The following is a 21,747-nucleotide window of genomic DNA, read 5'->3' as shown; positions in this document are numbered from 1 at the left end:
CCCGCGATCTCGATCTCATTCGGAGCAAATCATGAAATACATCTCAGCCCTGGGCGTGCTCGCACGCTCGCTGCGTGCCTCCCTGCTCGGGGGCCTGGCCGTGCTGGGCTGCGGCAACGCGCTGGCCGCTCCCGCAGCCGGGACCATCTACATTCCCGTCGATGACGAGAACTCGGTCTACGTGTTCAACACCAATACCGGCGCGCTGACCACGAAGATCGGCGTCGGCACGCATCCGATCGTGCTCAAGGCGCTGCCGGACGGCTCGAAGGTGTATGTCGACAATTTCGGCCTGTTGCCCTGGCAGGTCAGCGTCATCAACACGGCCACCAACACGGTCAGCAAGACCATCAGCATGATGGGCGACCCGTATGCGTCGTTCGAGCTGAGCAAGGATGGCCGCTATCTCTACGTGCCGACCAATGCCAACGTCGTGCAGGTGATCGACACCACGACCGACAGCATCGTCAGGACGATCCCGACCGCGATGGGACCGATGGCGGTGCAGGTCAGCCCCGACGGGAGCAAGCTGTATGTCTTCAATACGTCCAACGGGCTCGAGGTCTACAATACCGCCACCGGCCAGCGTCTGTCCGCGATCACGGTCAGCGGCATGGTGCCGGCCTGGTCGGCCATCAGTCCGGACGGCATCTATGTCTATTCGCTGAACTTCACGACGTCGAACATCACCAAGATCGACACGCGCACGATGACGATCGCCGACACCATTACCCTGCCCGCCGGGAGCTGGCCGCTCTCTGGCACGCTGACGCCGGATGGCAGGAAGATGTGGGTCGCCGATATCGGCACCTATGACGTGACGGTCATCGACATGACCACCGACAAGATCGTGCGGAAGATGCCGACGACCAACGCGCCGGCGTTCGTCGGCCTCAGCCCCGACGGCACCAAGGCCTATCTGAGCGATCTTGGCCCCGTGTCGGCGCTGCCGCCCGCGCTGCGCTTCTTCATCTACGATTTCTTCTACGTTTTGCCGCCGGGCCTGACCGGGCACGTGACCACCTACGACACCTCGACCTTCCAGCAGGTCGGCAACGTGCTGTCGACCGGGACCGGACCCGTCGCCGGCGTCTATTTCTGATCCGACGCGTCGGGCGCTCCGTCGTTCAGCGCAGCGCCCAGCGCAGGGTCGATGCCGCCCCTGTTGCCGCGAGCCTCACCAGCGGACGCGGTGGCCGGAGGGGGGTGCGCGCATGCATCGCCTGAGCCCAGCCGGGCAGCAGGTCGAGCGCGGCTTGCATCAGCAGGCCGCGGATCGGTCCGGGCAGGTTGCCGCCCGGCTGTTCACGCAGCAGCCGGGCCACCTCCACCGTGCGGTCATCCACGCGCAGCTGCGGCCGGGTGGAGGCCATCAGCGCCTGCGCCTCGCGTCGCGAGCGTGGCACGGGCGCAGCACCCAGCGCGAGGCCGATCCGCGCCATCTCGTCGAGATAGCGGTTCTGCTCAGCCAGCGTCGCCCCCGGCGCGACATGGCGCCGCCACGCCTCGACGAAGCAGCTCGTCTCGGTGACATGCACCCAGGCCAGCAGGGCCGGATCGCTGGCCCGATAGGGCGTGCCGTCCGGCAACGTGCCGCAGACCCGCTCGTGGATCGCCCGCACCCGGGCGATCGCCGCCTCCGCCTCGGGTCGTGCGGCATAGGTGGTGCGTGCGATGAAGCGCGCGGTGCTGCGCAGGCGGCCCTGCATGTTCTCGCGGAAGGCCGAGTGGTCCCACACGCCGGCCAGCACCGCCGGGTGCAGCATCTGCATCAGCAGCGAGGCGATGCCGCCGACCATCATCGCGCCGACATCGCCATGCACCCGCCAGGCCATCGAATCCGGTGCGAACAGCGCCTCGCTGCTGCGCCGCACCGGGGGATCGGGCCGGTCGGGATCGGTGAACAGCTCCGAGACGCGACGGGCGATGGCGTCGCGCGGGGTGCCGGCGAGGCGGTCGGGTGGAGTCAACTGCTTGGCGACGCGCAGGCCAGCGAGCGGATGGCGCGGTTCTCGACACTGCCGCTGGTCGGGTCGGTGCGGTCGACCAGGTAAAAGCCGTTGTAGTTCTCGGTGCCCATCGCCTCGAAGCGGTGCCCGTCCGGATGACGCAGAATACCCGAGGCATTCACCTCATGCGTCTCGGTCCCGCCGGGGTTTTGGATGGTCACGCTGCCACAGAGGCTGTACTCGTAGTGGTCGCGGTCAGGGACCGTGACCTGCATCACGGTCTCGTTCTGGCGGTCGCCGAGCTGCGCCTGGGCGACCAGGACGCCGTCGATGTAGAAGCGCGTCCGCTCGGAGATCTCGCCCTCGCCGCGCTGGTCGACGATGCTGAACTGCGCGGCCAGCGCCGGCGTGCAGGCCAGCCATCCGGCAAGGGACAGGCCGCAGGCGACGGCGATGGGATGCAGACGTGGTGAGGACATGACGGCCAAGACTACACCAGGCGCCTCCTTGCTGCAGCCCCCCGGCCAAAGCGACCCCGGGACGGCGACCTTGGGGGCGACCCTGGATCGGGCGACGGCCGCATTGCGCGGGGCCGGCATCGACTCCCCCGCACGCGAGGCGCGTCTGCTGCTCGCCCATGTGCTGGGCGAGAGCCCCGGTGCGCTGATGCTGGCGCCGCGCGACACGATGGTGTCCGTCTCACGGTTCGACGCCCTGCTGGCGCGCCGGCTGCGCCATGAGCCGATGGCGCATCTGCTGGGTTCGCGGGGCTTCTGGAGCCTCGATCTCGCCGTCTCGCCGGCGACGCTGGTGCCGCGGGCCGACAGCGAGACGGTGATCGAGACGCTGCTGGCGCTGCGCCCGGAGCGTGGTGCGGTGCGCAGGGTGCTGGATCTCGGCACCGGGACCGGCTGTCTGCTGCTCGCCGCCCTCGCCGAGTATCCGTCCGCCTGGGGCTTGGGGGTGGAGCGCGCGCCACAGGCCGCGGCCCTCGCACGGGCCAACGCGCGTCGCAACGGGCTGGCCGGACGCAGCGCGGTCCTGTGCAGCGACTGGGGCGCCGCGCTGGGCGAGCGGGGACGTGGAGGCGGGTTCGACGTGATCCTCGCCAACCCGCCGTATATCCCGAGCGGCGACCTGTCCGGGCTGATGGCCGAGGTTCGGCACTGGGAGCCGCGGGCGGCGCTCGATGGTGGCGCGGACGGGCTCGATGCCTACCGGACCATCCTGCCGCTGGCCATGCGTCTGCTCGCCGAAGAGGGGGTGCTGCTGCTGGAATTTGGCATCGGGCAGGCCCCGGCGCTGGTGGCGATGCTGGCGGCGCACGGGTTCGATCTGCTGGCGCTGCGGTGTGACCTGGGCGGGATCGAGCGTGTGATGGCGGCGCGGCGGCGCCTCGTCTGATCGGGGCGCTGTGCGGTTGGCGGTCGGGTGTGGCCGAAAAACCATTGGCACGGGACGGGAATCGCGATATTTTCCTGATCCAGAGGCCGCTCAGGCGGCAGACGGATGGTCCAGCCCCATTTCGGACGTTGCGGAATTCCTGCCAGGGTGCGGGTGGTTCGCAAGTCCAGGGCGCGGAGGCCATCAGAACGGCCCCCCGGTTTTCAAGGTCGCCAATTCATCCTTCGGGATGGGTTCGCGGAGGTCGGCGCGCTTCATCCAGGTAGCGTCGAAGACGGGGCGGGCGCCCGGGTCAGGGTCGACATGACGGCCGGACCAGACAGGAAAGTGCTGCGAACAAGCCGATGAACATGAAGCGCATGCGAGGCCGCAACCACCGTTCGGGGGGTGGCGGCGCGATCCGGCACAATAACGGCCAGGTGCCGCTGAACCGGAACCACGTCTTCGACAGCAACGGTCCTGACATGCGCGTGCGCGGCACGGCGCAGCAGTTGTTCGAGAAGTATCTCCAGCTCGGCCGCGATGCCAGCAGCAGCGACGATCGCGTCGCCGCCGAGGGCTATTTTCAGCATGCGGAGCATTATTTCCGCATCGTCAACGCGATGGCGCAGGCCGCACAGCAGAACCAGCATGGCCAGGGCGGCCAGCAGAACGCGCATTACAACAACTCCAACCAGCGCCGATTCGCCGATCCCGAGGAGGGTGAGGACGAGGCCGATGTGCAGCCACGCTTCACGGGCAACAATGGCGGTGGTCAGCGCGACGGGCAGCCAAACCGCGACTACGGCAATCGCGACCGCAACCGCGAACACAATCGCGACCAGCCCCGCGATGGCTATCGCAATGACGGCCAACGCAATGAGGGCCAGCGCAGCGAGGCTCGCGGCGACGGGCGCAACGAGCGGTCGGACGGGACGTACGGCCGCGATCGCGACCGTGACCAGCGCTTCCGCCAGCCCGTGCCACAGGCCGCCAGCCAGGCCGAGCTGCCGGTCCAGACACCGGACGACGCCGTGGTTGAACTGAGGCAGGAGCGCGTTGCGCCGCCGGTTGCTGTCGAGCCCGTGGTCAGGGAGGTGGTGGTCGATCCCGCGCCTGCGGCCGAGACCGCGGCCGTGGAAGCCGCCCCCACGCCGGCGCGCGCGCCGCGCGCGCCGCGCACCCGCCGGCGGGTCGCGTCGGCGCCTGCCGAGCCGCAGGTCGCAGAGGACCGCCGTTCGGGCGATCAGCCCGAGATCACCCCGGCGACGAGCCTGTCGGCCGTGGAGGACTGATCTCCGGCCCGTCGCCGGGCCGGTCGTCGAACAGCCGCAGGCGCGGCAGCGCCTCCGGGCAGTTGGCGCGCAGGAAGGCCACCATCTTCTCGCGGATCTCGCACCGCAGATCCCAAGTCTGCGGTGCGTTTCGTGCGCTGGCGAGCATTCTCACCTGAATGGTGCGCTCGGTCGCGTCGGACACCTGAAGATTGCAGATATTGCCGTCCCACAGCGCGCTGGCGCGCACGATGCGGGCGAGTTCCTCGCGCATGTCCTCGATCGGCGCGCGATAGTCGAGATTGAGATAGATTGCCCCGATCAGCGAGGCCGACTGGTGGGTCCAGTTCTGGAAGGGTTTTTCCAGGAAGTAGGAAATCGGCAGGATCATCCGCCGCCAGTCCCACAGCCGCACCACCACGAAGGTGGAAGTGATCTCCTCCACCCAGCCCCATTCGCCCTCGACGATCACCGCATCCTCCAGCCGGATCGGCTGGGTGATGGCGATCTGCACGCCGGCGATCAGATTGGTCAGCAGCGGCCGTGCGGCGAGACCGACGATCAGCGATGCCGCACCGGCGGAGGCGAACAGGCTGACGCCATACTGCTGCACCGGCTTGAAGGTCATCAGGGCGGCGGAGACGGTGATGACTAAGATCATCAGATCCATGGCCCGGCGCAGCACGCGGATCTGGGTGACGTGCTTGCGGGCGGTGAAGCTGTCGTCGCCATCCATCGACATGTGCGACAGGTATTGCTGCGACCAGAACCGCGCGCCGATGCTGAGCGACCAGCCGACCAGCAGGATGAACACCACCAGCAGCATCTGGTAGAGGATGGCGATCCAGCGATAGGGCAGGCCGGCGACCGGGATCGTCGCACTCAGCGCGACGATGACCAGGAACACCCGCAGCGGCCGGCGCATGTCCTTGGCGAAGGAGCGCACCACCGCGCCGCGCCTGCCGGGCACGCGCAGGAAGGCATTGGTCGTCATCCGGCCGAGCAGCGCGGCCCCCGCGCCGGCCAGCACCAGCACGGCCGCCGCGGCGACGGGGGCCGGCAGCCAGCTCAGCCAGTCGCGCACCTGGCCCATGAAATAGGTAAATCGGTTCATCATTGTCTCAAAAGCCCTGCCTGCGGTCGGGTTGCAAACTGCCTGCGGGGGTTTGACACCTGCGGCTGCGGGCCTTATTGGGGCGCACCGAACGGCTTGGCGGCGTAGCTCAGCGGTAGAGCAGGGGAATCATAATCCCTTGGTCGGCGGTTCAAATCCGTCCGCCGCTACCAACCGTTTTGGCCCTCTTTTCGTTATGCGCGCTACGGCGAGGCGAGGAACGATGGGCATCGTAGCATCCGATGGCGAGATCCTGCCGATCCGCGTCAAATGGCGCCGGGTGATCGGCGTCTGCCGCAAATGCTCGCGTAAGCTCGACAATGAGGGCTATGGCGAGCAGGGCGACCTCTCGCTGAAGAAGGCGCTCAGGCGCGATGGCGGCCGCTATCTCAAGGTGATCGACATCAAATGCCTCGGCATCTGTCCGAAGCGCGGCATCACCGTCATCGACAGCGAGCGGCCCGGCGAGGTGCTGGTGGCCGGGCAGGGTGACGAGGTGGTGGCCCGGCTGCTGGCATTGCCGATGGAACTCGCCGCCACCATCGATCCCTGAGCGCCCGACCCCATAGAACCCCGCCCGCGGCCCGGCGTTGGGCAGTCAACGGTTCAATCGCGCGACGGAAACGACATGTCCAAACCCTCTGCATGGCACACGCTCGTCGGTCTCGGCTTCGGGGTCGCCGGAGCGAGCAAGTTGCTCGCGGTCCGGCCGCAGGCGGAGCTGTTCGAATCCTGGGGCTGGCCGAAGCAGAGCATGCAGGTGATCGGTGCGGCCGAACTCGTCGGCGCGCTGCTGCTGGTGACTGGTCGCACGCAGAAGGTCGGCGCGGCGCTGCTGACAACCACGTCCGGCTGCGTGCTCCAGCACGAGATCGCGCATGGCGACGACGAACTGGTCACGCCGCGCGCAGCGATGCTGCTGGCTGCGGCGAGCGGGTTCCTCGGTGGCGGCAGGGCGCACGCGGCGACCCCCGAAGCGCCCTCCGCGCCCGTTCCCACGCCCAAGCCGGCCACACCTTCCGCACCGTATCGTGCGCCTGCGCCGGGACCGTCGAAGGTCAGGCAGGTGGCCGGCGCACTGGCCGCCGGAAGCGCGTCGGTGGCGGGTCGTGCGGGCTGCGCCGTAGGCAAGGCCGCGATGGGAGTGACCAGCCTCGCTGCACGCAAGGCAGGCGGGCTTGCGGCCGGGGTGGCGAAGCAGGCCGGCGCGGCTGCGGCCGATCTGGCCGGACGTGCGGCGAGCTCGGCAGGACAGGCCGCCGGTCGGCAGGCGAGGGTGCTGGGACGCAAGGCGGCGCGGCAGGCGAGCCGTGCAGGGGATGTGGCGGCGGATTACGCCCGCCAGGCGGCGGCCCAGGCCAGCGATCGGGCCAAGGAGATGGCGCGGTCGAAGGGCTGGGCCTGAGCGGTGGGGCCGGGTAGCGCCGCCGCAGCCTGAGCGCGTTCGCCGCAGCGTTCTTCGGCGCTGACATGACCAGCCGCTCAGGTCGGCGATGGCGAGATCCCTGATCCCCACCGCCGGCAGAAACGAGCGTACGAAGGTCGTCGTCTCCGCGCCGTTCGGGCCGGTGATGATCACCAGCCTCGCCGGCGCCGGCTGCATTCCGGCTCAGTCCTGTGGGGCGGCGCGGCGGCGCAGGCGAATGACGCCGCGCACCTCCTCCGCCGGCACCGGCTTGCCCTTGCGCAGGATGTCGATCGCGCCTTCCTGCATCAGCACCACCGCCTCGCGCCGCACGCGGCTCATCAGCCCCTGCCACTCGGTGGCGAGCGCCCGGGCGACCTCGCTCGGGCAGATGGACTTGGCGGTGCCACGCTCGCCGGTCTGCGCGAGGATGGTCTCGCGGATCAGCGTGTTGGAAACCGGCTTGTCGGTCCTGTCGCTCATGCCGCCAGCCTCGTATCGATCAGTGCAAGAAGGGCAGGGTCTTCGAAATCCGGCGCGGTCAGCCCCGCACCCGCCTCGCGCAGGGCCTCGGCCGGCAGGTTGGTGGTCATCCCCACGGTGAACAGCCCAGCCCCGGTGGCGGAGCGGATGCCGGCACGCGAATCCTCGAACGCGATCACGCGGTTTGCCGGCAGGCCGAGGCGCTCCAGCCCGGTGCGGTAGGGCAGCGGATCGGGCTTGCCGCGACCGACTTCCTCGCCGATCACCACCGTATCGAGCAGATGCGCCAGCCCCAGCGCGCCCAGCATGTGCTCGGCATTGCGTCGCGGCGCGTTGGTCACCACGCCGACCGGCACGCCTGCCGCCGCCATGGGTGCGAGCAGCGCGTGCAGCCCGGCGATCGGTTCGATGCGGTCGCCGGAGGCTCGGAACAGCGCCTCCTTGCGGTCGGCGAGTTCGCGATGCGCCGCCTCGTCGAGCTCCGGAAACAGACGACGCATGATCTGGGCATTCGCCCCGCCGACGATGTGGGCGTGGAATTCGGCCTGGTCGATCGAGCGGCCATGCGGGGCGAGCAATGCGTTGAAGGCGGCGAAATGCGCCGGGTCGCTGTTCGCCATCGTGCCGTCGAGGTCGAACAGCAGGCCCAGGGCCGGGGCGGTCATCAGGCGAGGTTGCCGATCAGCGCCTTCGTCAGCCCCTCGGTGTTGGCGCGGCCGCCGAGATCGCCGGTGCGCACGGCATCGACGCGCACCGTCTTGTCGATCGCGGCGGTCAGCCGGTCGGCGAGATCGTGGCGCCCGACATGGCGCAGCATCAGCCCGGCAGCCATCATCAGGGCGAGCGGGTTGGCGATGCCCTTGCCGGCGATGTCGGGCGCGGAGCCGTGCACCGCCTCGAAGATCGCCGCCTCGGGGCCGATATTGGCTCCCGGCGCCATGCCCAGCCCGCCGACGAGGCCGGCGATCAGGTCGGAGAGGATGTCGCCGAACAGGTTGGTGGTGACGATCACGTCATACTGCCACGGATCGAGCACCAGCTGCATCGCGCAGGCATCGACGATGCGGTCGTTGCACTCGATCTCGCCGGCATATTTGCGCGCCACCTCGCGGCCTTCCTCGAGGAAGATGCCGGTCAGCGCCTTGAGGATGTTGGCCTTGTGGACCAGCGTCACCTTCTTGCGGCCGTTCTTGCGGGCATATTCGAAGGCGTATTCGCAGATCCGGCGACATTCGGCGCGCGAGTTGAAGCCCGCCGACATGGCGATCGCCTTGGGGTCGTCGCCGATCGGCATGTAGTGCTCCATCGCCGCGTAGAACCCTTCGAGGTTCTCGCGCACCAGCACGATGTCGATGTCCTCGAAGCGGCCGCCGGGCAGGATGGTGCGCGCCGGACGCAGGTTGGCGTAGAGCGAGAATTTCTGCCGCAGGGTGACGTTGATCGACTTGAAGCCGCCGCCGACCGGGGTGGTGAGCGGACCTTTCAGCGCCAGCTTGGTGCGCGCGATGCTGTCCAGCGTCGCACCGGGCAGCGGATCGCCCTTGGCGGCGATGCCCGCCATGCCGGCGACGTGCTCTTCCCAGGCGAACGGCGCGCCGAGCGCGTCGAGAACGGCGACGACCGAGGCGGTAATTTCCGGTCCGATGCCATCGCCCGGGATCAGGGTTGCCGCAATGCGCTGCCCGCCGCTCATCGTGTCGCCTCTTTGTCGCTGTCTGTCTCGTCGGTGCCGGTTTCGACCAATGTGCGCGGCGAGGCAACCCCCGAGGGCTTATTTGTGCCCGGGCGGGCGTTCAGAGGGGTGCGCAGGCCGACGCCAGCCAGGCGCGGACGGCGTCCGGCACGTGCGGGCCGATCTGGGCCAGCACGCGCGCATGGTAGCGGTCGATCCAGTCGCGCTCGGCCGGCGACAGCAGAGCGGTCGCGATCAGACGGCGGTCGAAGGGGGCGAGGGTGAGGGTCTCGAAGGCGAGAAACCGCCCGTCCGGTGTATGCTCGCCCACCAGCAGCAGGTTCTCCGCACGGATGCCGAACCCGCCGGGCCGGTAATAGCCCGGCTCGTCGGACAGGATCATCCCAGGTTCCAGAGGCACGGGCGGCGAGCGCGGCGAAATGCTGCACGGGCCCTCATGCACGGCGAGAAAGCTGCCGATGCCGTGGCCGGTGCCGTGGTCGTAATCAAGTCCGGCACGCCACAGCGGCAGCCTCGCCAGCGCGTCGAGCCGTATGCCGGTGGTGCCCTTGGGGAAGATCGCCGCGGCCAGCGCGATATGGCCTTGCAGCACCCGCGTCGCGGCATCGGCGACCTCGTCCGGGGCGGGGGAGGGGCCGGTCCACACCGTACGGGTCACGTCGGTGGTGCCGTCGGGATACTGGGCGCCGGAATCGATCAGATAGACGGTGTCGGCGCCGATCAGCCGGTCGGTTTCGGGGGTGACGCGGTAGTGGATGATCGCCCCGTCCGGTCCGGCGCCGGAAATCGCATCGAAGGAATTGCCGCGGAATTCGGCCGCCTCGGCGCGGAACCCGTCCAGCGCCTCGATGGCGCCGATCTCGCTGGTGGCGGCGGCGTTGGCGTCCAGCCAGTGCAGGAACTTAGCCAGCGCGATGCCGTCGCGCAGATGCGCCGAGCGCGCGCCCTCCTGTTCGACGGCGTTCTTGCGCGCCTTGGGCAGCAGCACGGGATCTGGCCCGTCCACCACTGTGGCACCCGCCGCACGCAGGGCCTGTGCGAACCACACCGCGCTGCCAGCGGGATCGACGCGCACGCGCTGGCCCGCGAGGGCGGCGAGATCCGCCGCCATCCGCTCGGGCGCGGCGGTGGCGACCGCATTGCCCAGCCAGGCCCGCGTCGTCTCGGGCAGCTTTTCGGGTGCCATGTAGAGCGTCACCGACGCATCGGCGCGCAGGATGGCAAACCCCTGCGCGATCGGGGTGCAGGGCACGTCGGAGCCGCGGATGTTGAGCAGCCAGGCGATGGAGGCCGGGTCGGTCAGCACCACCGCGTCCGCGCCGGTCTCGGCGATCATGGCGGCGATGGCGCGTCGCTTGTCCTCGCTGTCGCGGCCGCTGAAGCGCGCCTCGTGCGGCAGGGCCGGGGCCAGCGGCGGTGCCGGGCGGTCGGTCCAGACCGCATCGACCGGGTTGTGGTCGAGGGCCACCATCACCAGACCGGCGCGCTCGAAACGGGCCAGCATCTCGGCGCTGATCAGGCGCGGGTCGTAGCCGACACGCGCGCCCGGCGCCGCGGCGGCGGTCCAGCGCTCGGGCGGCAGCTCGATCATGTGGCCGCGCTCCCAGACCGTGCCGTCGGTCTGCGTCTCGAGCTGCAGCACGTAGCGGCCGTCGGAGAACACCATCGCGCGCTCGGCGAGCACGACCGCGCAGCCCGCGCTGCCGGTGAAGCCGGTCAGCCAGGCGAGACGCTCGGAATCGGGGGCGACATACTCGCCCAGATGCGCATCGCCGCGGGTGAGCAGGAAGCCCTGCACTCCGTCGCGCGCCAGCACGGCGCGCAGGGCGGCGAGTTTCTCGGGCGGAGAAAGCGTATCGGTCATGAGCGTCGTTGTCTCACCCCTCCGCCTGCCCCGCAATCGGCTGACAGGGGCGGATGGCTGGTTATGCTGCCGGCATGACAGCAACCGCGACTCCGCCCGCCTCCGTCGACCTGCATGCGCCGGTGGTGGCCGGCGTGCTCGCGGCCCTGGTGGGCTTCACCGCCACCTTCGCCATCATCCTGCAGGGTCTCGCCGCCGTGGGGGCCGATGCCAGCACCGCCGCCGGCGCGCTGCTGGTGCTGTGCCTCGTGCAGGGGGCGCTGGCGGTCGGGCTGGGGCTGCGGTCGCGCAAGCCGATCACCATGGCGTGGTCCACGCCCGGGGCGGCGCTGCTGATCGGGGCCGGCACGCAGGGCGCGGATTTCGGCATCGCGGTGGCAGCGTTTGCGCTGACCGCGGTGCTGATCGTCGCCACCGGGCTGGCGCGGCCGCTCGGCCGGGCGGTGGCCGCGATCCCGATGCCGCTCGCCAATGCGATGCTGGCCGGTATCCTGGCCGGCATCTGCCTCGCCCCGGCGCAGGCGGTGGTGCGGTTCCCGCTGCAGGCGATCCCGCCGATCCTGGCCTGGCTGGTCGCATTGCGGCTGGCTCGACGCTATGCGGTGGTGATCGCACTGGCGATGCTGGTGGCGGTTCTGTGTCTCGTGCCGCCGGTGACGGGTGCGGCGGCTCCGGCCAGCCTGCCCGTGCTGACCTGGCCGCACCTGGTGATGCCGCACTGGAACACCGCCGCCGTGCTCGGCCTCGCGGTGCCGCTGTATCTGGTGACGATGGCATCGCAGAACCTGCCGGGTCTCGCGGTGATGCGGGCCAATGGCTACGAGATCGATCCAGGAAGGAGCTTCGTCGCCACCGGTCTCGGCAGCGTGGTCACCGCACTGTTCGGCGGCATCCCGGTCAATCTGGCCGCGCTGACCGCGGCACTCTGCGCCGGGCCGGAGGCGGGGGCGGATGCGTCACGGCGCTGGATCGCCTCGGTGGTCTCCGGGGTGGTCTATATCGCGCTCGGCCTCGGCGCCGGGCTGGCGGCCCGGCTGCTGCTGGTCGCGCCGCCGCTGCTGATCGAGGCGATCGCGGGTCTCGCCTTGCTGCCTGCGCTCGCCGCGGCGCTGACCGGCGCGATGGCCGAGGAGGCGTCACGGCTGCCGGCGCTGGTGACGTTGCTGGTGGTGCTGTCGGGCATCACCGTCGCCGGCATCGGCGCGCCGCTCTGGGGCCTGCTTGCCGGCGGGGCGGTGATGGTGGTGCTCTCGGCGGGAACGCGAACACGGACTGCCCGATGACCGACCTCTACCCGCATCTGCTCGCCCCACTCGATCTCGGCTTCACGCAGCTTCGCAACCGGGTGCTGATGGGCTCGATGCATACCGGCCTCGAGGACCGTGCTCGCGACATCCCCCGGCTCGCCGCCTATTTCGCCGAGCGGGCGCGGGGTGGGGTGGGGCTGATCGTCACCGGCGGGTTCGCGCCCAACATCGCCGGCTGGGTGAAGCCGTTCGCCGGCATGCTGGCCTCGCCGGCGGCCGCGCGGCGGCATCGGGCGATCACCGACGCGGTGCATGAAGAGGGCGGCCATATCGCGCTGCAGATCCTGCATACCGGGCGCTATGCCTATCACCCGCTGGCGGTCGCGCCCTCGGCGATCAAGGCGCCGATCTCGCCGTTCCGGCCGCGTGCCCTCTCTGCGGCCGGTGTCGAGCGGCAGATCCGCGCCTTCGTGCGCTGCGCGAAGCTGGCGCGCGAGGCCGGCTATGACGGCGTCGAGATCATGGGCAGCGAGGGGTATCTGATCAACCAGTTCCTCTCCACGCACACCAATCACCGCACCGATCGCTGGGGCGGTGCATACGAGAACCGCATGCGCCTGCCGGTGGAGATCGTGCGCCGCACGCGTGAGGCAGTGGGGCGCGACTTCCTCATCATCTACCGCCTGTCGATGCTCGACCTGATCCCCGATGGCAGCGACTGGACCGAGATCGTCCAGCTCGGTCGCGCCGTGGAGGCGGCAGGCGCGAGCCTGATCAACACCGGCATCGGCTGGCACGAGGCACGCATCCCGACCATCCACACCTCGGTGCCGCGCGGCGCCTTCACCTGGATTACCCGCAAGCTGCGCGTGGAGGTCGGCATCCCGGTGGTGGCCACCAACCGGATCAACACGCCCGAGACGGCGGAGGCGATCCTGGCGGCGGGCGATGCCGACATGGTGTCGATGGCGCGGCCGTTGTTGGCCGATCCCGGTTTCGTCGCCAAGGCGCAGGCGGGTCGTGCCGACGAGATCAACACCTGCATCGCCTGCAACCAGGCGTGCCTCGATCATGTATTCGCCAGCAAGCTGGTATCCTGTCTGGTCAATCCGCGCGCCTGCCACGAGACGGAGCTGACGATCGGGCCCGCGGCGCAGCCGAAGCGGGTTGCCGTGGTGGGGGCCGGGCCGGCCGGGCTGGCGGCGGCGACCACGCTGGCCGAGCGCGGCCATCACGTCGATCTGTTCGACGACGCCGACGGGATCGGCGGCCAGTTCAGCATGGCGATGACCATTCCCGGCAAGGAGGAATTCGCCGAGACCATCCGCTATTTCCGAAGGAAGCTCGAAACCACCGGTGTCGTGCTGCACCTCGGCCGTCGCGTCGGCGCAGAGGATCTCGTCGGCTACGACGAGGTGGTGCTCGCCACCGGCGTGCTGCCGCGCGACCCCAGGATCACCGGCCAGGACGAAGGTGCCGCGGAGGGGCGGGTGCTGAGCTATGTCGACGTGCTGCGTGGACGCCGGGCGGTGGGCGAGCGGGTGGCGATCCTGGGTGCGGGCGGCATCGGCTTCGACGTGGCCGAGTATCTCGGCACTGCGGGTGTCTCGCCGGCGCTGTCGCCCGAACTCTGGCGCGAGGAATGGGGTGTGACCGACCCGGCCGTCTCGCGAGGTGGGGTCAAGGGTGCACACGTCCCGCCGCCGGCCCGCGCGATCACGCTGCTGCAGCGCAAGCCCGCGCCGCTCGGCAAGGCTCTCGGCAAGACCACCGGGTGGATCCATCGCGCACAGCTCAGGAAACTGCGCGTGACGTTGATCGGCGGCATCAACTACGAACGCATCGACGCCGACGGGCTGCACATCACCCACGGCCCGGAGCGCCACGACCCGACGTTGATCGAGGCCGACACCATCGTGCTGTGCACCGGCCAGGAGCCCTTGCGCGAGTTGCATGCCCCGTTGCTCGCCCAGGGCCGCTCCGTGCATCTGATCGGCGGCGCCGATGTCGCCGCCGAACTGGATGCGAAGCGTGCCATCGACCAGGGCACCCGGCTCGCAGCGCGCCTGTGAAACGGATGCAGGTCCAGGAGCCTCAGGCTTCTGGCGGGGGCCGGGGCGACGCCCCGGAGGCCCACCTCCGCCGCGTGATCCTCGCCGGGACGATCGGCGCGATCATCGAATGGTATGATTTCTTCCTCTACGGCATCGTCGCCGGGATCGTGCTGTCGAGACTGTATTTTCCCTCGCACAGCGATGCTCTTTCCGAACTTCTCGCCTATTCGACCTTCGCGATGGGCTTCGTCTCGCGGCTGATCGGTGGGGTGATTTTCGGCCATCTCGGTGACAGGCTGGGGCGCAAGCGCGTGCTGGTGGCGACACTGCTCATCATGGGGGTGTCCACCACGCTGATCGGCCTGCTGCCGACCTACGCGCAGATCGGCCCGGCGGCTTCGGTCGCGCTGTTCGCGCTGCGCCTGCTGCAGGGCGTGGGCATCGGGGGCGAGTGGGGCGGGGCGGTGCTGATGGCCTACGAGACGGCGCCGCCCGGAAAGCGCGGTTTCTACGCCGCCCTGCCGCAGCTCGGTCTCTCGATCGGGTTGTGTCTCGCCTCGGGTGTGGTCGGCGTGATGTCGCTGCTGCCGGAGGCGGCGTTCATGCAGTGGGGCTGGCGGGTCGGGTTCCTGCTCAGCGTGGTGCTGGTGGCGATCGGGCTGTACATCCGGCTCAAGGTGCTCGAGACGCCTGAATTCGAGCGCGCGCGCAGCGAGCGCAAGCTAGTGCGGCTGCCGCTGCGCGACATGCTGCGCGACTATCCGCGCGAGCTGTGGCTGGGTATGGGCGCGCGGTGCATCGAGGGGGTGGCGTTCAACACCTATTCGGTGTTCTCGGTGCTGTATCTGTCGCAGTATCGGCACGTGCCGCGAGGACGTGCGCTGGCGGCGGTGACCGTGGCGGCGGTCGTGCTGACCGTTCTGATCCCCGTCGTCGGCAGGCTGTCGGATCGCTGGGGCCGGGCAATCCCGTATGCGATCGGCGCGCTGTTGCTGGCGGCGTCGGCGTATCCGTCGTTCTGGCTGATGGATCATGGCGATCCGGTCGGCGTGGCACTTGGTGTCATTCTGCCGCTCGGGGTGTTCTATTCGCTGTGCTACGCGCCGGAATCGGCGCTGTTCGCCGATCTGTTCGCACCTGAAGTCCGCTACACCGGCATCTCGGTCGTCTATCAACTCTCCGGCGTGTTCGCGAGCGGACTGCTGCCGATCATCGCCACCTGGCTGCTCGGGCTGGGCGGCGGGTCGCCGGTCTGGATCTGTCTGTATCTGGTCGCAGTGGGCCTGATCAGTGCGGGTTGCGCGCTGGCGATTTTCCGGCTCAGACCAGCATCGCGATGACCACTCCCGCCATCAGCGCGGTCGCCAGCCAGCCCAGCAGGCGCAACGTGCCACGCACGGCGAACTTGCCCATGATGTCGGCCCGTGCGGTGATCAGCATCATCAGCGCCATCACCGGCACCGCGACGATGCCGTTGAGCACGGCACTGAGCAGCAGGGCGCGGATCGGGTCGATGGAGGTGAAGTTGATCGCCGCGCCGATCACCGTGGCGGCGACCAGGGTGGCGTAGAAGGCGCGCGCTTCGCGCGGGCGGCGGCCAAGCCCGGTCGGCCAGTGCCGCGCCTCGCCGATTGCATAGGCAGCCGACCCGGCCAGCACCGGCACCGCCAGCAGCCCGGTGCCGACGATGCCGATGGTGAAGACCAGGGCCGCGAAACGGCCGGCGATCGGCCGCAGCGCCTCCGCCGCCTGCGCGGAGGTGGCGATGTCGGTGATGCCGCGCACATGCAGGGTCGCCGCGGTGGTGACGATGATGGCGAGCGCGACGAGATTCGAGAACGCCATGCCGACCAGCGTATCGGTGCGGATGCGGCGCAGGGCGGCGCGGCCCTGGGCGGGTGCGTCGAGCAGGTCGATCCGCCGGGGATGCACGGCGAGGTCCTCGACCTCCTCCGAGGCCTGCCAGAAGAACAGGTAGGGGCTGATCGTGGTACCGAGGATGGCAACCAGCATGGTCAACCCGTCCCGGGTCGGGGGAAGATGCGGAACCAGCAGGGCGAGAGTGAAGGCCGGCCAGTCCACATGCACGATGGCGGCGGTCGCGACATAAGCGAACAGGGCGAGGCTGAGCCACTTGAGCACACGCACGGTGCGGGCGTAATTCAGAAAGACCTGAAGCCCGACGCACAGCGCGCAGAAGCCGATCACATACAGTGGTCTCGGTCCAGGCAGCAGCAGGGCGAGCGCATCGGCCATCGCGCCCAGATCGGCGCCGAGATTGATGACATTGGCGACCAGCAGCAGACCCACCGTGATGTCGAGCAGCCAGCGCGGATAGTGCAGCCGCAGCAGGCCTGCGATGCCATGACCGGTGACGCGGCCGATCCTCGCACTGATCATCTGGATCGCCACCATCAACGGGTAGGTGAACAGCATCGTCCAGCCCAGCGTATAACCGAACTGCGCGCCGGCCTGGGCATAGGTGGCGATGCCGCTCGGATCGTCGTCGGACGCGCCGGTGATCAGGCCGGGGCCGAGCACGCGCAGCAGATGCGGGCGGCTCGGACCGACCACATCGCTCGGCGCTTCAGGGTCGGGAGGTGCCGTCAGGACGCACTCAGAGCAGGACGAGGGTCTCATGCAGGATCACCGCTTCCTCGTCGGCGGGGACGATGCGGACGCTCACCGTCGACGTGCCGGCCGAGATCACCGGATCATGCCGGGCATTGGCCTGGGCGTCGAGATGCACGCCGAAACAGGCCAGACGCTCGCACACGGACTGCCGGATCGCGGCCATGTGCTCGCCAATGCCGGCGGTGAAGATCAGCGTGTCGAGCCCGCCGAGCGAGGCGGCCAGCGCGCCGGTCTCGCGGGCGATCCGGTAGACGAACAGCTCCACCGCCTCGCGTGCGGGTTGGGCGTCGGAGGCGAGCAGGTCGCGCATGTCCGATGACAGGCCGGAGACGCCGAGCAGGCCGCTGTCGTGGTAGAGCATGTCCTGCATGTCGGCCGCGGAGCGCTGTTCGGTCTGCTGGATGTAGAGCAGCGCGCCGGGATCGATCGATCCGCAGCGCGTGCCCATCACCAGCCCGTCGAGCGCGGTGAAGCCCATGGTGGTGTCGATGCTTTCCCCGTCGCGCAGGGCGCACAGGCTCGCGCCGTTGCCGAGATGGGCGGCGATGGTGCGGCCCTTCGGCACCATCGACGCGATATGCTCGTAGGACAGGCCGTGGAACCCGTAGCGACGAATGCCCTCAGCCTCGTAGCGTCGCGGCAGGCCGTAGCGCGCGGCGACCGGAGGCATGGTGCGGTGGAAGGCGGTGTCGAAACAGGCCACCTGTAACAGGCCGGGACGCAGCTTGCCGATGGCGCGGATTGGGGCAAGCGACAATGGCTGGTGCAGCGGGGCGAGGGGGGTCAGCGCGTCGATCTGCGTGATCGCATCATCGTCGATGCGGACCGGAGCGGTGAAGACCGTGCCGCCATGCACCACGCGATGGCCGACCGCGATCAGCCGGTCGGGGGCGATATGCCGGTCGATCCAGCCGAGCAGCATGTCGAGCAGTTCGTCGTGATCCGTCTTGGCCGACCAGCGCCGTTCCTCGACCGTGTTGCCGCCTTGGTCGCGGATGCGCAGATGCGGCGCGGTGTGCAGGCCTTCGAGCTCGCCCGACAGGCGACGCGCGCCGATCGCGGCACCGTCGGTCTCGGCGAGCGCGAACTTGATGCTCGACGAGCCGGCGTTCAGCGCCGCGATCAGCTCAGCCATCCGTCCACACCCAGTCGGCAACGATCGGCATGTCCTCAAGATGTTCGCGGATATAGACCTCGTGTTCTGCGAGCAGCCGATTGCACTCGGCGACCAGCGCCGCACCCTTGGTCAGCAGGCCCGGCACGTAGCGCACGACATCGAGACAGAGATGCAGCCGGCTGATGCCGTTGAGCACCACCATGTCGAACGGCGTGGTGGTGGTGCCCTCCTCCTGGTAGCCGCGCACGTGGAAACGCTCATGCGCGTCTCGGCCATGCAGGATGTCGTGGATGACGCCGGCGTAGCCATGGAAGGCGAACACCACCGGCGTGCCGGCGGTGAAGATCGAGATGAATTCCTCGTCCGACATGCCGTGCGGGTGACGGTCCGCGGGCGCTAGGCGCATCAAATCGACGACATTGACGATCCTGACGCCAAGGTCGGGAAGGTATTGCCGCAGCATCGAGGCGGCCGCGATGATTTCCTGGGTCGGGATGTCGCCGGCGCAGGCCAGCACGATGTCGGGACGTTCGGGATTGCGGCTGTATCGCGGCCATGTGCCGGCGCCGGCCGCGCAATGCGCCGTCGCCTCCTCGAGGGTGAGCCACTGCAGTTGCGGCTGCTTGTCGATGACGATCAGGTTCAGGTAGTTGACGCTGCGGAAACAGTGATCGGCGACCGACAGCAGGCAGTTCGCGTCGGGCGGCAGATAGACACGCGCGACCGTGGGCTTGCGGTGGATGATGGTGTCGATGAAGCCCGGCCCCTGGTGGCTGAAGCCGTTATGGTCGTTGCGCCAGCAGGTCGAGGTCAGCAGGTAGTTCAGCGACGGGATGTCGGCGCGCCACGGAACCCGCTTGGCATGCTCGATCCATTTCGAGTGCTGCATCGCCATCGAATCGACGATCATCGCGAAGGCTTCGTAGGTGGCGAACAGCCCATGCCTCCCGGTCAGCGTGTAGCCTTCCAGCCAGCCATGGCAGTTGTGTTCGCTGAGCACCTCCATCACGCGGCCCTCGGGCGAGATGTGGTCGTCACCGGGGATGATGGTGCTGACGAGGCAGCGATCGGAGACCTCGAACACCGCGCCGAGACGGTTGGAGTTGGTCTCGTCGGGGCAGAACAGGCGAAAATTGTGCGGGTTGGCGCGATAGATGTCGCGCAGATACTGACCGAGCACAGCGGTCGAGCCGATGCGTTCCGTGGCGGGATGTTCGAGATGCAGTGCGTAGTCCTGCCACTCGGGCAGGGCGAGCGGTGTCATCAGCAGCCCGCCATTGGCCTGCGGATTCGCGCCCATCCGCCGGGCGCCGGCGGGGGCGAGGGCGGCGTATTCGGCGCGCAACCTGCCCGCCTCGTCGAACAGCTCCTCGGGGTGGTAGCTGCGCATCCAGTCCTCGAGGATGCGTCGGTGTTCGGCATTGTTGCGTGTGTCGGCGACCGGCACCTGATGAGCGCGGAACGTGCCTTCGATCGGCTTGCCGTCGACGAATTTCGGTCCGGTCCAGCCCTTCGGCGTGCGCAGCACGATCAGCGGCCAGTGCGGGCGGCCGCGCAACCCGTTGGCGCGCGCATCGCGCTGGATGGCGCGGATGGTGGTGACGGACTCTTCCAGCGCGGCGGCGATCGCCCGATGGACCGTCGCCGGATCGTCGCCCTCGACGAACACCGGCGCGTAGCCCTGGCCGCGGAAGAAGGCGTCGAGATCGCGGTCGTCATGCCGCGCCCAGACGGTGGGGCCGGCGATCTTGTAGCCATTGAGATGCAGGATCGGCAGGACCGCGCCGTCGCGCACCGGGTTGATGAAATCGATCCCCTTCCAGCTCCCGGCCAGCGGCCCGGTCTCCGACTCGCCGTCGCCGACCACGGCGGTGACGATGAGGTCGGGGTTGTCCATCACCGCGCCGAACGCGTGCACCAGCACGTAGCCGAGTTCGCCCCCCTCGTGGATCGAGCCGGGGGTTGGGACGGAGACGTGCGAGGGGATGCCGCCGGGGGTGGAGAACTGCCGGAACAGCTTCAGCATGCCGGGCGCGTCGGCGGTGATTTCCGGGTAGAACTCGCTGTAGCTGCCTTCGAGCCAGACATTCGCCACCAGCGCCGGCCCGCCATGGCCGGGGCCGGCCATATAGATCACGTCGAGATCGTATTTCACGATCAGCCGATTGAGATGCACGTAGATCAGGCTCAGCCCCGGCGAGGTGCCCCAGTGGCCCAGCAGGCGTGGCTTGATGTGCTCCGGCGCGAGCGGCTCGCGCAGCAGCGGGTTGGCCATCAGGTAGATCTGTCCGACAGTCAGGTAGTTCGCCGCCCGCCACCACCCGTCGATGCGGTGCAACTCGTCATCGCTCAGCAGCTCGGTGGTCAGTGAATCGGGTCGGGGTGTGTCGTTCATGCCGTCCATCCTTCCACTCGCGCGCAGGATCGGTCCTTGCGCTGCATCAAGCTCCTGCGGACTGAACGCAGGATGGCGGTCGGTGTCACCCCTCGTCGCGTGACAGTTGCGTGATGGGCGGCATCAGCGTTCTGGCAGCCTCCGCAGGATCAGCGTGGTCCATTGTCCTTCGTGCAGGCGCCGTTCCAGCACCAGCCCCGCCCGGCGATGGGCCGAAAGCACCATGTTGGCCTGCGAATCCAGCAGCCCGGCGAGGATGGCGGTGCCGCCCGGAGCGAGATGCGCGGCGAGCTGGCCGGCCATCGCGCAGAGCGGACGGGCGAGGATGTTGGCGAACACCAGGTCGAACGGCGCCGCACGGGTGATCGCCCGCGTCCGCCAGCCATTGCCGAGCTCGGCGCGCACCAGATTGCCGAGCCCGTTCAGATTTGCGTTCTCTGCCGTCACGCGCACCGACCATGGCTCGATGTCGGTCGCCAGCACCTTTCGGCGCAGCAGGGCGGCCGCACCCATGGCCAGGACGCCGGTGCCGGTGCCGAGATCGAGGATCCGGCGTGGGCGGCGATGCGCGACAGCCTCGAAGGCGCGCAGGCAGCCGCGCGTCGAGCCGTGCTCGCCGGAGCCGAACGCGATGCCGGCATCGAGCGTGAGCACCAGCCGCCCGTTCTCACGCGGCGTGGTGCGGGGCAGATGCGTGCCGCGCACGGCGAAACGGCGGCCGATGCGTTGCTCGGGAAACGATTCGTAGATCCGCGCCAGCCAGCCCTCGGCCTCGGTCGGCTCACGGCTGAGTTCCGCCTCGTGGCCGCTCAGCAGGGCGGCCAGCGCGAGACCTGCTTCGAGCTCCGCCTCGCCCTGACCGGCCTGCTTGACGCCCTCGATGCGCCAGAAGAGCTGCTCGTCATCGGCCTCGAACATGCCCACGGTGGCGCAGACCGACAGAAACGCCTGCTCATAGGGCTCGACGGCGGCCTCCGGCACGGTGACGGAGAGGGTTTCCAGCCGTGTGGCGTGGCGGGCGCCGGCGGTGGCCGGCGGGGTGAACAGCATCGGGGCGGTGGTGCGCATCAGAAATTCTCTTCCGGGTAGCTCGCAAGACCGCAAATCCCCCCGCAGCCGCCAGAAAATTCGAAAG

Annotated in this window: 18 protein-coding genes, 1 tRNA gene and 1 pseudogene; 9 read left to right on the top strand and 11 right to left on the bottom strand. The window is 69.1% G+C overall.

Features of this window, described 5'->3' with window-relative positions:
- Positions 1-31 precede the first annotated feature (31 nt).
- On the top strand, positions 32-1,102 hold the full coding sequence (locus FHR90_RS03715; protein WP_176623939.1) for a beta-propeller fold lactonase family protein: 1,071 nt from the start codon (positions 32-34) through the stop codon (positions 1,100-1,102).
- Positions 1,103-1,127: 25 nt separating this feature from the next.
- Here FHR90_RS03715 and FHR90_RS03710 read toward each other — a convergent pair whose 3' ends face one another.
- Both FHR90_RS03710 and FHR90_RS03705 read right to left on the bottom strand, forming a co-directional pair.
- Entirely contained in the window at positions 1,128-1,970 is an 843-nt protein-coding gene (locus FHR90_RS03710; protein WP_183274770.1) for an oxygenase MpaB family protein, read from the bottom strand.
- The gene (locus FHR90_RS03705) at positions 1,967-2,428 is read right to left on the bottom strand and encodes a hypothetical protein (RefSeq protein ID WP_176626525.1); all 462 of its coding nucleotides are present in this window, start codon (positions 2,426-2,428) and stop codon (positions 1,967-1,969) included. Before FHR90_RS03705 ends, FHR90_RS03710 begins: the two co-directional genes overlap by 4 nt.
- 70 nt (positions 2,429-2,498) lie before the next feature.
- On the opposite strand from FHR90_RS03705, the gene prmC reads away from it, so the two are divergent.
- Positions 2,499-3,353, top strand: a complete 855-nt coding sequence (prmC, locus tag FHR90_RS03700; RefSeq protein WP_246330002.1) for a peptide chain release factor N(5)-glutamine methyltransferase — start codon at positions 2,499-2,501, stop codon at positions 3,351-3,353.
- A gap of 344 nt (positions 3,354-3,697) precedes the next feature.
- Positions 3,698-3,983, top strand: a pseudogene (locus FHR90_RS03695) (DUF4167 domain-containing protein); the annotation flags it as partial.
- A 606-nt stretch (positions 3,984-4,589) separates the two neighbouring features.
- Here the strand turns inward: FHR90_RS03695 and FHR90_RS03690 are convergent.
- Positions 4,590-5,720 (bottom strand): mechanosensitive ion channel family protein, encoded by a 1,131-nt coding sequence (locus FHR90_RS03690; RefSeq protein WP_183274768.1) that lies wholly within the window; start codon positions 5,718-5,720, stop codon positions 4,590-4,592.
- Between the two features lie 98 nt (positions 5,721-5,818).
- Here FHR90_RS03690 and FHR90_RS03685 point away from each other — a divergent pair.
- The 3 genes from FHR90_RS03685 (at position 5,819) to FHR90_RS03675 (ending at position 7,125) form a co-directional block, all read left to right on the top strand.
- Positions 5,819-5,893, top strand: a tRNA-Met gene (locus FHR90_RS03685).
- Positions 5,894-5,943: 50 nt separating this feature from the next.
- Positions 5,944-6,273: a hypothetical protein gene (locus tag FHR90_RS03680; RefSeq protein ID WP_176626855.1), complete on the top strand. Its 330-nt coding sequence runs from the start codon at positions 5,944-5,946 to the stop codon at positions 6,271-6,273.
- Positions 6,274-6,348: 75 nt separating this feature from the next.
- Positions 6,349-7,125: a DoxX family protein gene (locus FHR90_RS03675; protein ID WP_183274767.1), complete on the top strand. Its 777-nt coding sequence runs from the start codon at positions 6,349-6,351 to the stop codon at positions 7,123-7,125.
- A gap of 204 nt (positions 7,126-7,329) precedes the next feature.
- Here FHR90_RS03675 and FHR90_RS03670 read toward each other — a convergent pair whose 3' ends face one another.
- From FHR90_RS03670 to FHR90_RS03655, 4 genes are all read right to left on the bottom strand, one after another.
- A complete protein-coding gene (locus FHR90_RS03670; protein WP_176625146.1) occupies positions 7,330-7,608 on the bottom strand; it encodes a DUF3253 domain-containing protein in 279 nt (92 codons plus the stop codon).
- Positions 7,605-8,273, bottom strand: coding sequence for an HAD family hydrolase (locus tag FHR90_RS03665; protein ID WP_218062103.1), 669 nt, complete (start codon positions 8,271-8,273; stop codon positions 7,605-7,607). The genes FHR90_RS03670 and FHR90_RS03665 overlap by 4 nt, the downstream gene beginning before the upstream one ends.
- The gene (locus tag FHR90_RS03660) at positions 8,273-9,301 is read right to left on the bottom strand and encodes an isocitrate/isopropylmalate dehydrogenase family protein (protein ID WP_176625148.1); all 1,029 of its coding nucleotides are present in this window, start codon (positions 9,299-9,301) and stop codon (positions 8,273-8,275) included. The genes FHR90_RS03665 and FHR90_RS03660 overlap by 1 nt, the downstream gene beginning before the upstream one ends.
- A gap of 100 nt (positions 9,302-9,401) precedes the next feature.
- Positions 9,402-11,165 carry an aminopeptidase P family protein gene (locus tag FHR90_RS03655; protein ID WP_183274766.1) on the bottom strand — a complete coding sequence of 588 codons (1,764 nt, stop codon included), beginning with the start codon at positions 11,163-11,165 and terminating at the stop codon, positions 9,402-9,404.
- A 74-nt stretch (positions 11,166-11,239) separates the two neighbouring features.
- Here FHR90_RS03655 and FHR90_RS03650 point away from each other — a divergent pair, with 74 nt between their 5' ends.
- The 3 genes from FHR90_RS03650 to FHR90_RS03640 all read left to right on the top strand — a co-directional run bounded on the left by FHR90_RS03650 (position 11,240) and on the right by FHR90_RS03640 (position 15,806).
- Positions 11,240-12,448, top strand: a complete 1,209-nt coding sequence (locus tag FHR90_RS03650; RefSeq protein ID WP_183274765.1) for a benzoate/H(+) symporter BenE family transporter — start codon at positions 11,240-11,242, stop codon at positions 12,446-12,448.
- Entirely contained in the window at positions 12,445-14,484 is a 2,040-nt protein-coding gene (locus FHR90_RS03645; RefSeq protein WP_176622354.1) for an NADPH-dependent 2,4-dienoyl-CoA reductase, read from the top strand. Before FHR90_RS03650 ends, FHR90_RS03645 begins: the two co-directional genes overlap by 4 nt.
- 74 nt (positions 14,485-14,558) lie before the next feature.
- Positions 14,559-15,806, top strand: a complete 1,248-nt coding sequence (locus tag FHR90_RS03640) for an MFS transporter (RefSeq protein ID WP_218061944.1) — start codon at positions 14,559-14,561, stop codon at positions 15,804-15,806.
- Here FHR90_RS03640 and FHR90_RS03635 read toward each other — a convergent pair.
- The 4 genes from FHR90_RS03635 to FHR90_RS03620 form a co-directional block, all read right to left on the bottom strand.
- Positions 15,787-17,040, bottom strand: coding sequence for an NRAMP family divalent metal transporter (locus tag FHR90_RS03635; protein WP_317134331.1), 1,254 nt, complete (start codon positions 17,038-17,040; stop codon positions 15,787-15,789). The two genes, FHR90_RS03640 and FHR90_RS03635, sit on opposite strands and share 20 nt — an antisense overlap.
- Positions 17,041-17,083: 43 nt before the next feature.
- On the bottom strand, positions 17,084-18,235 hold the full coding sequence (locus FHR90_RS03630; protein ID WP_176622360.1) for an acetate/propionate family kinase: 1,152 nt from the start codon (positions 18,233-18,235) through the stop codon (positions 17,084-17,086).
- Positions 18,228-20,612 (bottom strand): phosphoketolase family protein, encoded by a 2,385-nt coding sequence (locus FHR90_RS03625; RefSeq protein ID WP_176622362.1) that lies wholly within the window; start codon positions 20,610-20,612, stop codon positions 18,228-18,230. Before FHR90_RS03625 ends, FHR90_RS03630 begins: the two co-directional genes overlap by 8 nt.
- Positions 20,613-20,735: 123 nt before the next feature.
- On the bottom strand, positions 20,736-21,680 hold the full coding sequence (locus FHR90_RS03620) for a 50S ribosomal protein L11 methyltransferase (RefSeq protein ID WP_246330001.1): 945 nt from the start codon (positions 21,678-21,680) through the stop codon (positions 20,736-20,738).
- Positions 21,681-21,747 lie beyond the last annotated feature (67 nt).

It is taken from the genome of Endobacter medicaginis, assembly GCF_014192375.1.
GTDB lineage: Bacteria > Pseudomonadota > Alphaproteobacteria > Acetobacterales > Acetobacteraceae > Endobacter > Endobacter medicaginis.
The sequence above is the reverse complement of the archived record's forward strand: the minus strand, read 5'-3'. Positions and strand labels throughout refer to the sequence as shown.